Raw genomic sequence first — 13762 nt, 5'->3', positions numbered from 1 at the left:
CGTGCTTCCGGTCGGCGTCACCACAGTCCGGGGCGTGGCCGGGGCTCGCGGGTGGCGGTCTCCAGTTGGGCCGCCAGGGAGAGCAGTGTCGCCTCGTCGCCGTAGCGGCCGCCGAGCATCACCCCGATGGGCAGTCCGTCCGTGTTCCAGTGGAGCGGAAGCGAGACCGCGGGCAGGCCCGTGATGTTGTAGAGCGGTGTGTAGGGCATGAACGCCGCCATGGCGTCGAAGTCGGCGGCGGGGTCCTTCCCGTAGAACTCCCCCGTCAGGGCGGGCGGGCGCGCCAGCGTCGGGGTGAGGACCACGTCGTACGAGGCGAAGAAGACGTCCGCGAAGAGCTGTCCGAGGCCGCGGAAGGTCGCCAGTCCCGCCGCGAACTCCAGCCCGGTCACCTGCCGTCCCCTCTCCCGCAGCCAACGGGTGAACGGGGTCAGGAGCGGCTCGTCCTCCTCGTCGACCCGCCGTCCGGCGGCGGCCACCGCCCAGACCCGCTGGAACGCCTCGACGACGTCCGGGTCGGGCGGCATCTCCAGTTCGTCCACCTGGTGACCGGCGCCTTCGAGGAGTTGGACCGTCTTGCGGTACGCCGCCTCGCAGTCCGGATGCACCACGGCGTCCGGGACCATCGGGCCGGGGAGCCCCGCGACCCTCAGGCGTGCGGGCTCCCTGTCCACGCAGGCCAGGAAGGTCCCTCCCGCGGCCAGGGGCGGCGCCGTGTAGACGTCGCCCGGCATCGGCCCGGCCATCGCGTCCAGCAGCATCGCCGTGTCCGCGACGGTCCTCGCGAGGGGCCCGTGCACCGACAGACCCGTCACGTCATGGTCGACGGGACCGTTGCTGACCCGTCCCCGGCTGGGTTTGAGGCCGACCAGTCCGCAGGCCGAGGCGGGGATGCGGATGGACCCGCCGGCGTCGGTGCCGTGCCCGAGGGCGGAGAGTCCCGCGGCCACCGCGGCCGCCGAACCGCCGCTCGAACCTCCGGGGGAACGGTCCAGGTCCCATGGGTTGCGGGTGGGCGGGCCGAGTTCGTTCTCGGTGTAGCAGGGCAGCGCGAGTTCGGGGGTGTTGGTCTTGCCCAGCAGCACCGTGCCCGCCTGGCGCAGGCGGGTGACCACATGGTCGTCCATGTCGGCGACCTGGTCGGTGAACGCCGCCGAGCCCAGGGTCCAGCGCACGTCCTCGACCTGGACCAGGTCCTTGACGGCGATCGTCACACCGTGCAGGGGAGGCAGCACGGCACCCGTCCGGGACGCGGCGGCCACTTCCTTCTCGGCCTGCCGGGCCCGGTCGAGCGCCTGCTCCGCCATGACGGTGGTGAAGGCCCCGACACTCGGGTTCAGGACGTCGACGCGCTCCAGGTAGTGCGCGGTGAACTCGACGGGCGACACAGCGCCCGCCCGGATCGCCGCGGCCTGTTCGGCCGCGGTCAGCTCGTGCAACTCGGACACTGCTCAGGTCTCCTTGGCTGTCTGCTGCGAGCCGCGGCCGCCCTGTTCCCGGGCCCGCCGCAGGGCCGACAACCGGGCGGCGAGTTCCCGCTCGGACCGGCCGCTGCCCGCGGCCAGCCCGGCGCGGATCACGCGCATATGGGCGTCGAGATCGTCGGGAACGCGGGCCACGAACGGCTTCGCGTTGACCTCTTGCGTGTAACTCGGCCACATGAGCTCCGTGGGAGGCAGCCTCGGCTCGGTGTTCTCGATCACCACCGGGTCGAAGCCGATGAGCCGGAAGTGCCGCAGTGCTCCGTGTTCCTTCGAGTCCCCCAGCAGCAGCCGGAACTCGTCGCCTCCGGCCAGGACGGCGCTGCCCAGACCGAGGATGAGGTGCCAGGGCACCCGCCACCGCTGCTCGCCCCGATCCATGTCCGCGTCGCGTACGAAGCGTTTGATCTCGTAGACCTGGTGGCTGGAGATGTCCGGGGCGGCGAACCGGGACACCAGGTCGACGTGGTGTGCGGACTCGGACGGGAACCGGCTGCGGCGCGGCGAGTCCAGCGGCATCGTCTTCTCGTCCAGGGAGCAGACGAGGCCGATGTAGCCGACGATGCGCCCGCCGGAGGCGTCGAGGGTCACGGTGTGCAGGTTCTCGACCGTGTGCGGTTTGGTGGCCGGCTCGTGGAACAGGGCCTCCTGGTAGACGAGTTCGTCGGAGATCAGCCCGAGCTTGAGGTACTGGGCCAGCCGGAAGCCGAGAATGCCGTTCATATAGCGGGCGGGCACCTGGCTCTCGCGCATGGTGACGGTGAGCAGGCCGTCTCCGGTGTCGCCGGAGAGGTACAGCGGCGGGCCGTCGAGGGCCTGCGGCAGCCGGCCGAAGCTGAGGCGGCTGTGCAGGCCGACGATGTCGTCGGTGAAGCGCCGTATCTCGGGGCCGAACGGGCAGGTGTCACTGGCGCGTTCGTCCGCCGGCCGCTGCCTCGTCCGCTCCTCGGCCGTGGTCACAGCTCGTCCTCCTCCCGATACAGGCTGGCGGTGACGGTGAGCGCGAGGGCCTCCTGGGTGCCCTCGAAGATGCGGGTGCCGTAGGAGTCGCGCAGGATCTTCTCCGCGCCGTACTCCCGGCAGTAGCCGCGGGCGCCCATGAGGGAGACGGCGGCGCCGGCGGTCTCGATGGCGATCCGGTCGGCGAACAGCTTGGCGACCGCCGGCTCGTACTCGGGCGCCGGGAGTTCGTTGTCGACCTTGTTGGCGGCGCGCTGGTAGAGCAGGCGCGCCGCGTCCACGTTCGCGGACATCTCGGCGAGCTTGCCGGCGCTGAACTGGTGCTCGTGCAGCGGCTTGCCGCCCTGTACGCGCTTGCCGCACCAGTCGACGGCGTGTTCGAGGGCGTTGCGTGCGATGCCGGTGGAGATGGCGGCGACGGAGGAGCGGGCCATGTTGCCCTGTGCGACGTCGATCTCGGTGCCGGTGCCCTCACCGCCGATCATGTACTCGGCCGGGACGCGTACGTCGTCGAAGTGCAGGGTGGTGCCGAGACACGCCCGGTAGCCCATCTTGTCGGCGACCTCGCCGCGGGTGACGCCGGGTTCGTCGAGGGGCACGATGAAGCAGGTCAGGCCGGTGGCGCCGGGCCGGCCCTCCATGTTGGCGAAGATCGAGGCGAAGGCGGCGACCTTGCCGTTGGTGCAGAACTTCTTGTGGCCGTTGATGACGTAGAAGTCGCCGTCCCTGCGGGCGGTGGTGGCCATGCGCGCGTGGACGAAGTTCTCCGGGATGACCAGGTCGGATCCGGCTTCCTCCTCGGCGATGCCGTTGGCCGCGAGGACGGCCTCGTCCCCGGCGAACAGGGGCAGGAAGCGGGCCTGGAGGCGGGGGTCGCCGGAGAGCAGGATCGGGGTCTGTCCGAGCATCGTGGCCCCGAAGATCAGGGCCACCGCCGGGCAGGCCGCCGCGAGTTCCTCCATGGCGACGGCCACGCCGAGCACGCCGACGCCGAGGCCGCCGTACTCCTTGGGCATCAGGGCCCGGGTGAGGCCGAGTTCGTGGCCCTTCTGCACGACGTCCCAGTCGAAGTCGGCGGCGTCCGCGAGGTCGAGTTCCAGGGCCCGGGGGGCGAGTTCGTCGCGCGCGTACTCCCTGACCTGCTGCTGGAAGCGCCGGACCTCGGCGGGCAGGACGTCGAAGTTCAGGTCGGGGCCCGCGATGGCGGTGGTCATGGTGTTCGGTCTCCTGGTTGCGTGTAGGGGTGGACGGGGTCAGGCGCCGATGCCGTGGGCGGCGGCGATCTCGGGGTAGCGGTCGAAGGCGGGCCGCAGGATCGGCACCAGCTCCAGGACCTTGGCGACCTTGCCGCGGATGCGGACCTTCCCGGTGGCCACGGCGGCGGGCATCATCAGCTTGCCCAGCCACAGGGCGTGCGCGGTGTCGCAGGACATCTTGATCGTGACGGTCGCCTCGTCCGGGGCGCCGTCGCCCACGGCGACCTCGTCCGCCGAGACGAAGACCGTGCACTCCGGCCTGGTGTGGATCAGCCGTACGGAGAGGTCGCTCTCGCGCAGCTTGGAGGTGAACTCCTCGTCGGCGGCGAGGATGGTGAACAGCTCGCCGAAGACCTTGGCGGCGGTCTCCTCGTTCGGGAATGCGGGCATGGCGAAGCCTCCGGATGTGGTGGTGTGTCTCTCGTGTGGAATGGCGGCCGCGGTCAGCGGCCGGCGGCGGTGCGTGCCGCGGTCACTTCCGGCCGGCGAGCGAGCGCAGGTCGGCGAGCAGGGAAGCGGCCTGGAGCGGCCACTTCAGACGTGTGAGCAGCCGGGCCGAGGTGGGACGCACGCGCTGGTGGACGTCGACGTAGATGTGTGTGCGCACGGGGTGGTTGTTGAGGAGCTGGGCCACGGCGTGGGCGCTGATGGCGCCGAACATCACGGCGGAGTGGACGACTTGCGGGAACGCGAAGCCGGGGTTGCGGAGATTGGCCCGGGCGGTCTGCAGCATCTCGCCGGGGACGAAGCGCACCGGCAGCAGGCGGCGCAGCAGCTCCCATGTGCCGAGCCGGTCGAGGTCGGTGGGGACGAGCGCGCCGTCGAGGACGCGTCGCAGCGTGCGGTAGTCGTAGCAGCGCACGTACTGGGCGCCTGCCATGTCCCAGCCGGTGACCAGCGGGAGGCGGGCTTCGGCGACCTGGTGGTGCAGTTGCAGTTTGGCGCGCCAGCCGCTCATGGTCGTGACGTCGACGCCGTCGACGACCGCGTCGCAGCCGGCCGTGAGTTTTCCGACGTTGTCGGCGGTGACGCCTTCGGGGAAGACGAGCACCTCGGCGTGCGGGTTGATCGCGCGGATGTGTTCCGCGGCGACCTCGGCCTTGTTGCGGCCGAGGTCGGCCACGGTGGCGTTCTGCCGGTTGAGGTTGTTCAGCTCGTAGGTTCCGGGGTCGGCCAGAACGAAGCGCTGCACGCCGAGGCGGGCCAGCGGTTCGATCGCGGAGCCGCCGATGGATCCGCAGCCGGCGACGAGCACGGTGGCCCGGCGCAGGACGTCCTGGTCGGCCGCGGGCACGACCCCGGTGTTGCGGATGGTGAACTCGTCGTAGAACTGCGCGCCCGTCAGGTCCGACGCGTCGGCGGCGATGCCATGGGCGGGTGCCGTCATTCGGCGCTCCTGGTCAGTGGATGGTGGTGGATGAAGGGTCCGTTCGAGGGCGTCGTGCGGTTCACTGCCCGCTCTTCGCCGGTGTCTCCAGGTCGTCGGCGGCCGGGGCCGGGCTCGTCCCGGGCAGGCGTCCGGGCAGCCAGCGCAGGACGGCCAGCGCGGCGACCAGGAGCAGGGCGGCGGCGACGTACACGGTGAGGTGCATCGCCGAGATGTACGCCTCCTGTGCGCGGGAGACGAGCCCCGGGACCTGGTCCTTGATCGGACCGATGACGGACGGGTCCTGCCGCGCCTTGGCCAGTGCGCCGAGTGTGCCGCCGAGTGAGTCGCCGGCCTCCTCGCGCAGGCCGGGGGGCAGGATGCCGGCCGCGCCGCCCAGTTCGTCGCGGTACTTCAGGGAGAGGACCGATCCGAGGACGGCGACGCCGAGGGCCGCGCCCACCTGGCGGAGCGTGTTGTTGACCGCGGCGCCGACGGCCGACTTGTCGGCGGGGACCACGGACATGATGGCCGTCGTGGTGGTGCCCATCACCAGGCCCAGGCCGAGCCCGGACAGGCCGAGGGCGAGCTCCAGCTGCCACAGCGCGCTGTCCTTCTCGATCACGCCCAGCCAGAGGAAGGACAGCGTCATGAGGACCAGGCCGGAGGCGACGACCGCCTTCGGTCCGTATGTGCGGGCCAGCGAGCCGCTCAGGGTGGCCGTGACGACCGTGCCCACCGCCACCGGCAGCAGTACCAGGCCGAGTTCGAGCGGGGTGAGACCCCGGACGCCCTGCACGTAGAACACGAGCAGGAAGGTGCCGCCGGTGAGCGCGAAGAACGCGAGCGCGATACCCGCGGTACCGGCGGCGAAGGCCGGCTTGCGCAGCAGGCTCACGTCGAGGGCGGGAGCGGTGGCCCGCCGCTCGACCGCCACCAGCAGGGCGAGCAGCACGAGCCCCGCGAGGATGGCGCCGCCCGCTTCCGGGCTCAGCCACTCGTCGGTCTCACCGCCCCGGATGACGCCGTAGACGAGTGCGGCCGTGCCCAGGATGGACAGCAGTACGCCGGTCGTGTCGAGCCTGGGCCGGTTGCCGGCGCGGGACTCGGGGACGTAGCGGAGCATGAGCGCGGCGCAGATCACCACGACGGGGACGTTGATGAGGAAGACGGAACCCCACCAGTAGTGCTCGAGGAGGAAGCCTCCGACGATGGGGCCGAGGGCGATGGACAGGCCGCCGATCGCGGACCAGATGCCGATGGCCTTTCCGCGCTGCTCGGGAGTGGACGTGTCGTTGATGACGGCGAGGGTGGCGGGGGGTACCACGGCGCCGCCCAGGCCCATGACGGCACGCCAGAGGACGAGTTGTTCGGGGCTGGTCGCGAAGGCGGAGAGCGCGGACGCGACTCCGAACACCAGCATGCCGACGAGGAGGACGCGGCGGCGTCCGAAGGAGTCGGCGAGGACGCCGGCGGAGAACATCAGGGCGGCGTAGACGAGGATGTAGGAGTCCACCGACCACTGGAGTTCCGAGTTGGTGGCGTCAAGGTCCTGCTGGATGGTCTGCAGGGCCACGTTGAGGATGGTGTTGTCCATCATCACGACGAGGAAGCAGCAGCCCAGAACCGCCATCATGATGCCGCGGTGGTGTGTTCTGCCGGTGACGGCACCGGTGGGAACAGCGTTCACTTCGTCCTCTTCCGTCTCATGGGCATGGCCGGCATGCCCTGGTGTCAGAGCGGCTCGTGCACTCGTGACCCGGGCGGACGTGATCCGCGCGAAGCACGGATGTCCGTCACCGCGAAGCACCGCCGCAGCCATCTGTCTCGTCCGTCGTGCCGGGGCACGAATCCGGTCCGGCCGTGTACGGCCAGCCGGTTGTCCACGATGAGCAGGTCTCCCGGCTCCATGGCCACGCCGATCAGGGCCTGGAGCAGGTGGTCCCGCAGAAGGTTCAGGGCACGGGTCCCGCGCTCGTCGAAGGAGTCCATGGCGTGGAAGTCGACGCACATGTCCGGGTCGTCCCGCGGTCCGGAGAGCACGGGCATCAGTGACGAGTAGCGGGAGACGCCGTCGCCGGTGAAGGAACTCGACAGCCGGATCCGGAAGAGCGGCCGGCGCAGCACCTCCACGGTCTCGGCGGGCAGGACGGGCAGGACGGCCCGGATGCTGCCGGCGACGGTCAGCGCGCTGCCTTCGTGGTCCTGGCGCAGGCAGGACAGCCCGATGAAGGCGGGCTTGTGCGGGTGGAAGCCGTCTTCGGTGTGGAGTTCCAGCAGTCGGCTTCCGGTGTTCTCCTGCCGGGTCTCGGCCCCGCGCACCGGGCAGACGTCCTGCACGAGTCGCCCGGCCTTCTCGTCCGCGTAGGCGATGACCGCTCCCAGGCGGCTCATCACCATCAGTTCGGTGACCGTGCTGATCGCGAGGTCGGTCCAGTCACCCGGGTGGGCGCCGTCGTCCGGCGTGGGCGGCAGCGGCTCGTCGACCGGCAGGCCCTTGAGCAGCAGTACGCCGCTTCCCGTTCCGTGCTCCCGGTACCGGGCCAGACCGCCCGCGACCGCGGCGGGCAGGCGGCCGGCCTCCACCTCGACCGCCCCGATCAGGTCGGGGTGGTGCAGAGGCAGGTGGCCGCGGCAGTCCGAGATCCGCCGGGCGAGGATCTCGATTTCCTTGGCCTCACCGGGAGCGAGTTCGACCGTGTCCGTCGCGAGATCGTCCGACGGGTCGATCGCGTCGAAGTCCGCCGCGTGTTTCATCGGTTCGGGTGAGCGAAATTCGTCGGCCAGCAATGAAGACCCCCCGAATGGCGTCTGAATGGTCAACAGGTCCAACGGGACCGAGTCAATCAGCGGTCCGGAATCCGCACAGTCCTCACCCGCCACCCTCCTGTGGGCCGGTTGAACGGGGTGCCCGATCGGCTACTCGTCGAGGAGTCCCTCGCTGACCGCCTTCGCCGCCGCGAGTGTGCGATTGGGGCTGTTGAGCTTGGCGAGCACATTCCCGACATGGCGTTTCGCGCCGTGCTCGGTGATGTTCATCCGGGTGGCTATCTGCCTGTTGCTCAGTCCCTCGACGAGCAGTTTCAGGGTCTGCTTCTCGCGCCGGGTCAGATACACCCGCTGCCGGGATATGCGGACGGCCGAGTGAGCCCTGGCGAGCAGCTCGCGGGCTAACTCGGGCGGCACCGGCACGTCGCCCGACTTCAGTCGCCGCAGCGCCTCTTCCAGGGCCGAACTGGTCAGCGCCGCCTCCAGCATGAAGCCGTCGGCCACCTGGGCGGCGGCGGGAGACAGCGCCTCTCGCGCCGCGCTCGGGAGCAGGAGCATGAGCTTGGCGCCGCTGCGCTGCGCCAGGTCGTTGAGCCTGGCCAGCGTGTCGTCGTCCAGCAGGGCCGAGGCGATGACGACGTCGCAGTCCGTCGTCTGCAGGGACTGGAGTGCCACGTCCAGCGGGCCGTGGCCTTCCGCCTGGCGGGCTGAGGGAAGAGTGTCGAGCATGGAGCACAGACCGAGTCGCACCACATCGCTGTCGACCGCGACCAGCACGCGGAGCCGTCGGTCGGCTCCGGTGTCCGTGCCGGCGCGTTCCACTGTTGTCAATTCCGTTGTCACGCAATACCCCTGTGGTCATGGTCCAGGAACACGCGCCGCTCGTTGTGCGCGGGCGGCGTACTGAGCCGGATTGAGCGGCAACGGGGCACTGTTCGGACACCCGACGGCGCAAGGCCGTCCCCCGTGGGTGTCCGCCGCACGTGCTTCTCTTCCGAATGGCCGGTTTCCGGCGCTCGTCACTATGAATCGATGGCGTTCACGGCATGCCGACGTCTTTGGGGCATACCGAGTTGTGGCGCCGGGGCCCGGAAACCGTGCCGTCGAAGAATCCGTGCGGCCTCGGGAGCGAGGGTGCGGTGCGGGCATCGACGCCGCACTTGGAGGGAAGTCCTGGACTTGCCGATTCGGGTCGGCAGGACGAACGTCCTCTCTCTGACCTCTCGCGCAGCCATGCCCCCGCCTGCCCCGCTCCCATGATGCTCAAAAGGTACCTACAACCGTTCCACGGACGAAAGCGTTCCATGTATTGCCTCGACCGAGGGGCACACTTGAAGCCATGTCGTGAGCCCCGCACCGCGGGGGTCCGGTGCGGGGCCACACGCGGTCATCCGCCGAGGGCTACTCCGCCCCGGAGGGGACGACCGTCCTTGGGTGCTCGGCGGCCGGGACACCGCCGGAGGTTCCCTCCTCGCTCAGGCCGATCCGTGCGTGCAGCCTGCGCAGCGGCCCGGGCGCCCACCAGGTGGCCCGGCCGGTCAGCCGCATCACCGCGGGAACGAGCAGGCTGCGGACCACCATGGCGTCCATGAGCACGGCCAGGGCGATCCCCAGACCGAGCATCTTGGTGTTGGTGACGCGCGAGGCGCCGATCGCGACCATGACGACCGCGAGGATCGCCGCCGCGGCGGTGATGAGCCCGCCCGTGCGCTGCAACCCGAAGACCACCGCGCTCCGGTGGTCCCCCGTGCGGTCGTACTCCTCTTTGATACGGGAGAGCAGGAAGACGCCGTAGTCCATCGAAAGCCCGAAGGCGACACAGAACATCAGCACGGGCAGTGTCGTCTCGATGTCCCCGGTGCTGGTGAAGCCGAGCAGGCCGGAGAGGTGCCCGTCCTGGAACACCCAGACGACGGCGCCGTACATGGCGGTCAGGCTCAGCGCGTTGAGCACCACCGCCTGGACCGGGACGAGGAGACTTCCGGTGAGCAGGAAGACCAGTACCAGAGTCACGGCCGCGATCATGCCGAGGGCCCACGGGAGCCGGTCCGCGATGACCGCCTTGGAGTCCACCAGTGCCGCCCCCGGCCCGGCGACCGAAGTCGGGAAGGAGGCCGGTTCCGTGCGCACCGCACGCACCAGGTCCTGGCCGGCCGCGTCGCCCGCCGCTCCCTCGCGGAGCACCGTGATGTAAGCCGCCTCGCCGTCGGCCCGGGCCGCCTCGGCCGGCCCCGGCTCCTGTGTGAGCCTGCCCTGCGCGTATGCGCCCCGGGGGCCTTCCACCCTTACGACACCGGGCAGTTCGGACAGCCGCCGGCTGTAGTCGGCCAGCGCCGAGGGCTGGGCGGCGGCACCTTCGGCCAGAACCTCGACGGCGGCGCCGGGGCTTCCGGAGAACTTGTCGCGGATGTGCTGCTGGACGGTACGGGACTCGGCGCTCGCGGGCAGCTGCCGGTCGTCGGCGTTGCCGAACTTCACGCTCAGGAACGGCAGACCGAGGAGAACCAGCCCGGCGGTCGCGGCGATCGCGAAGACCGGGGCCCGCCGCATCACCAGCCGCGCGGCCCTGGCCCACCCGTCCTTCGTGTCGCCGCTCCCCGGGCGGTGGCGTCGCAGGGCGCGTCGGAGGTCCCAGGCGTTGATCCGCTCCCCGAGCAGCACCAGCGCGGCAGGAAGGATCACCAGGGCGGCGATCGCCGCGAGTGCCACGACCGCGATGCCGGCGTACGCGAAGGACCTCAGGAAGTACTGCGGGAAGACCAGCATCGCGGCCAGGGAGACCGCGACCGTGAGCGCGGAGAACAGGACCGTCCGCCCGGCGGTGCGCAGGGTGGTCCCCACGGCCGTCAGCGGTTCGGCTCCGCGGGACAGCTCCTCACGGAAGCGGCGGACGATGAACAAGGCGTAGTCGATGGCCAGTCCGAGACCGAGCGCGGTCGTGAGGTTCTGGGCGAAGACGGAGACGTCGGTGAACTCGGTGATGCCGCGCAGCACCGCGTTCGTGCCGAGGATCGCCACCACACCCACACCGAGCGGCAGCAGTGCCGCGACCGCGCTGCCGAAGACCAGGACGAGCAGCAGCAGGGTGACCGGCAGAGCGATCATCTCGGCGCGCAGCAGGTCCTCCTTGACCAGTTCCTGCATGTCGTGGCGGACCGCGACCGGACCGCCGAAGGAGACCTTCACCGGGCCGTGGCTGCCGCGGTATTCGGGGGCGATGCGGTCGAAGACCTTGGCGGCGACGGTCTCGTCGCCTGCGATCCGTGCGGTGATCATGGCTTCGTGACCGTCTTCCGCCCGCAGGGCGGCCGCGCCGGTGGCCCAGTAGGAGACGACTCCCTCGACGGACTTCTCCCGCTCCAGCCGCTCGGCGAGCCGCCGCGCCTCGGCGGCGACGGCCGGGGTGTCCACGGTGGCCTCGCCGCTGTTCACCAGGAGGATCAGGTTCGGCTGGGAGGCGGGGAAGTGCTCCTCGAGGGCCTTGGCCGCGTAGGAGGACTCCGCGCCCGGATCCTGCCAGCCGCCGCTGCCCATGCGGTCGGCCACGCCGCTGCCCGCCACCACCGCCAGTGCCGTGAACAGCAGGGTCAGCAACAGAGCGAGCCTGGGCCTGGCCGTGATCACCCGCCCCCACCCGGAGAGCCCGCCGCCGGGGCGATTCACGTCTGTCATCGGGCAGGTTTCCCCTCTGAAGGACCAAAACACGAGCGACCACTCGCACTCGAAGAACACGGATAGAATGCGAGCACCTTCTCGTGTTTGTCAATCACAACTTGCGGCTTGGGGGTTACTCGGAGTGGAATCCGTTCCGGCGACTTCGGCGACTTCGGCGACTTCGGCAGCTCGACGCAGGCAGGCGCGCGGCAAGCGCCGCATGGAGCAACTGCTCGACGCCGCGGCCGTCGTGTTCGGCGAGTACGGCTACACCAAGGCCAGCACGAACGCCATCGCCCGCGAAGCGGGTGTCTCGCCGGGCACGCTGTACCAGTTCTTCCCCAACAAGGAAGCCATCGCGGTGCAGCTCGGCGAGCGGCTGATGCGGCAGATGCTGGAGGCACACGGCCAGGTCTTCACCGACGCCAACGTGTCCCTGCCGCTGGACGGGATGCTGGACGCGATCCTCGATCCGATCATCGAGTTCAACCTCAGGAATCCGGCGTTCCTCGCCCTGATCCACGGCCCCGACGCGCCGGGAGAGATCGCGTCCGACAAGGAGGTCCTCCACGCGATCCTGCAACGGCAGGTCGAGGAGACCGTCGCGCTCCGTGCCCCCGACCTGCCCCACGACGAGTGTGTGCGCGTGGCGACCACGGCGTTCGCCGTCTTCCGGGCGGGGCTGTGCCTGGCGATGCAGCACCAGGAGCCCGAAAGGGCCGCCTACACGGTCGAGTTGAAGGCGGCCCTGGCCCGGTACCTGGCCCCGGTGATCGGCACGGAAGCCCGCGCGGTACGTCGCTGAGACAGCGGCGTGGGCGTCAGCGCAGCGGGTCGAACGGGGCCAGTTGCGCGGGGCGTTCGCCGGTGACGATCGTCTCGGCGAGGAGGCGTCCGGTGGCCGGGCCGAGGGTGATGCCCCACATCCCGTGGCCGCCCGCGGCGAAGACCCGCGGGGAGCGGGTGGCGCCGATCAGGGGCAGGCCGTCGGTGGTGCACGGGCGGGAGCCGACCCACTCGTCCTGGCGGGCGTCCAGGTCGGCGCCGCGCAGCAGCGGGCGCGCGGCCTCGGCGATGGCGTGGACGCGGCGGGCGTCCAGGGGCGCCTCCGGCTTGCGGAACTCCATCATTCCGGCGACCCGCAGACGGTCGCCGAGAGGCGTGCAGGCGACGCGCTGGGCGGGGAAGTAGACGGGACCGGACGGCACATGCTCGACCGGGACGCTGAAGCTGTAACCGCGGCCGGCCTGCACGAGGGAACGTACGCCGAACTTCCGGGCGAGGCGGCCGAGCCAGGCGCCCGTGGCCAGGACCACCGCGTCGAAGCGCTCGCCGTCTCCGCCGCCGACGACCGTGACACCGGCCGTCTCGTCCCGCACCTCGGTCACCTCCGTGCCCTCGTGGATCACCCCGCCCCGGGCACGGACCGCGTCGGCCAGGGCGTGCACGTAGTGTCCCGGGTCGATGTAGCGCTGACCGTGCAGCCGGATCGCCGCGCCGATCTCGTCCGACAGGGACGGCTCGACCCCCCGGGCCTCGTTCCCGTCGAGGACGTCGAACTCCATGGTCTGGCCCGCGGAGTGGATCTGCTCCAGCTCCTCCAGCAGGACCTTGCGCTCCGCGGCCGTGCGGTAGGCGGCGATGAAGGACTTGGCCTCCGGCGTCCGCGCCCCGACACCGCCCTCGGCCAGCGTGTCGAAGCTCGGCAGCGCCAGGCTGTTGATGGGTACGAGGGCACGCATCGACCGCAGCCACTGGGACGCGGTGCTGTTGCGGGCGAACCCCGCCAGGAACCTGAGCAGCCTCGGGTCGGCGCTCGGCGGGACGTAGACCGGCGAGGACGGGCTCAGTACCGCGCGCACCCCGTAGGTGAGGACCGCCGGCTCGGGCAGCGGCGTCGCCAGGCCGGGGGTGAGCCATCCGGCGTTGCCCCAGGACGATCCGGCGGCGACCCCCTCGCGGTCGTACACGGTGACACCGACGCCCCGCTCCTGGAGGAACCAGGCGGTGGACAGTCCGACCATGCCCGCGCCGACGACGGCGACACGGCTGGGGGCGGAGGGTGCGGGCGAGGGAGGGCGGGCGGCCATGCGGAACCTCTTCATCCGGAGCGGTGTCCGGGGTGGTGACGCCTCCGGACGCCTCCGATGGTGATGCCGGTGGGCTCCATTGTCTTTGTGGCGGGCGGACAATGAGGGCGGTGCCGATGATGCGGTGAGCACTATCCGCGTGGGACACAATGGGGCTCATGAGCAGTCCCCGATGCCGCGCTGCGG

At 70.8% G+C, this 13762-nt stretch carries 11 protein-coding genes; 1 reads left to right on the top strand and 10 read right to left on the bottom strand.

The features are described from left to right. Positions 1–17: 17 nt before the first annotated feature. The 9 genes from ACFY3J_RS30610 to ACFY3J_RS30570 all read right to left on the bottom strand — a co-directional run bounded on the left by ACFY3J_RS30610 (position 18) and on the right by ACFY3J_RS30570 (position 11504). Entirely contained in the window at positions 18–1448 is a 1431-nt protein-coding gene (locus tag ACFY3J_RS30610; RefSeq protein ID WP_384171323.1) for an amidase, read from the bottom strand. Between the two features lie 3 nt (positions 1449–1451). Then, complete coding sequence (locus tag ACFY3J_RS30605; protein ID WP_390842164.1) at positions 1452–2441, bottom strand: hypothetical protein; 990 nt, start codon at positions 2439–2441, stop codon at positions 1452–1454. Further along, entirely contained in the window at positions 2438–3655 is a 1218-nt protein-coding gene (locus ACFY3J_RS30600) for an acyl-CoA dehydrogenase family protein (protein WP_390842163.1), read from the bottom strand. Before ACFY3J_RS30600 ends, ACFY3J_RS30605 begins: the two co-directional genes overlap by 4 nt. Positions 3656–3694: 39 nt before the next feature. Further along, positions 3695–4087, bottom strand: coding sequence for an SCP2 sterol-binding domain-containing protein (locus ACFY3J_RS30595; RefSeq protein ID WP_384171332.1), 393 nt, complete (start codon positions 4085–4087; stop codon positions 3695–3697). A gap of 82 nt (positions 4088–4169) precedes the next feature. Next, complete coding sequence (locus ACFY3J_RS30590) at positions 4170–5084, bottom strand: HesA/MoeB/ThiF family protein (RefSeq protein WP_384171335.1); 915 nt, start codon at positions 5082–5084, stop codon at positions 4170–4172. 61 nt (positions 5085–5145) lie between these two features. Continuing rightward, positions 5146–6753, bottom strand: coding sequence for an MFS transporter (locus tag ACFY3J_RS30585; RefSeq protein ID WP_390842162.1), 1608 nt, complete (start codon positions 6751–6753; stop codon positions 5146–5148). A 44-nt stretch (positions 6754–6797) separates the two neighbouring features. After that, positions 6798–7820 carry a TauD/TfdA family dioxygenase gene (locus ACFY3J_RS30580; RefSeq protein ID WP_390842161.1) on the bottom strand — a complete coding sequence of 341 codons (1023 nt, stop codon included), beginning with the start codon at positions 7818–7820 and terminating at the stop codon, positions 6798–6800. A gap of 162 nt (positions 7821–7982) precedes the next feature. After that, positions 7983–8675, bottom strand: a complete 693-nt coding sequence (locus ACFY3J_RS30575; RefSeq protein WP_384171344.1) for a LuxR C-terminal-related transcriptional regulator — start codon at positions 8673–8675, stop codon at positions 7983–7985. A gap of 558 nt (positions 8676–9233) precedes the next feature. Further along, positions 9234–11504, bottom strand: coding sequence for an MMPL family transporter (locus ACFY3J_RS30570; RefSeq protein WP_390842160.1), 2271 nt, complete (start codon positions 11502–11504; stop codon positions 9234–9236). Between the two features lie 202 nt (positions 11505–11706). Between ACFY3J_RS30570 and ACFY3J_RS30565 the strand changes: the two genes are divergently transcribed. Continuing rightward, the gene (locus ACFY3J_RS30565) at positions 11707–12291 is read left to right on the top strand and encodes a TetR/AcrR family transcriptional regulator (protein ID WP_384171350.1); all 585 of its coding nucleotides are present in this window, start codon (positions 11707–11709) and stop codon (positions 12289–12291) included. A 16-nt stretch (positions 12292–12307) separates the two neighbouring features. Here the strand turns inward: ACFY3J_RS30565 and ACFY3J_RS30560 are convergent, their stop codons facing one another. Then, a complete protein-coding gene (locus ACFY3J_RS30560; protein WP_390842159.1) occupies positions 12308–13576 on the bottom strand; it encodes an NAD(P)/FAD-dependent oxidoreductase in 1269 nt (422 codons plus the stop codon). Between the last annotated feature and the right edge of the window lie 186 nt (positions 13577–13762).

The organism is Streptomyces sp. NPDC001231 (genome assembly GCF_042896885.1).
Taxonomy (GTDB): Bacteria; Actinomycetota; Actinomycetes; order Streptomycetales; family Streptomycetaceae; genus Streptomyces.
Note: the sequence above shows the minus strand (reverse complement) of the source record. Positions and strands in the feature narration are given on the sequence as shown.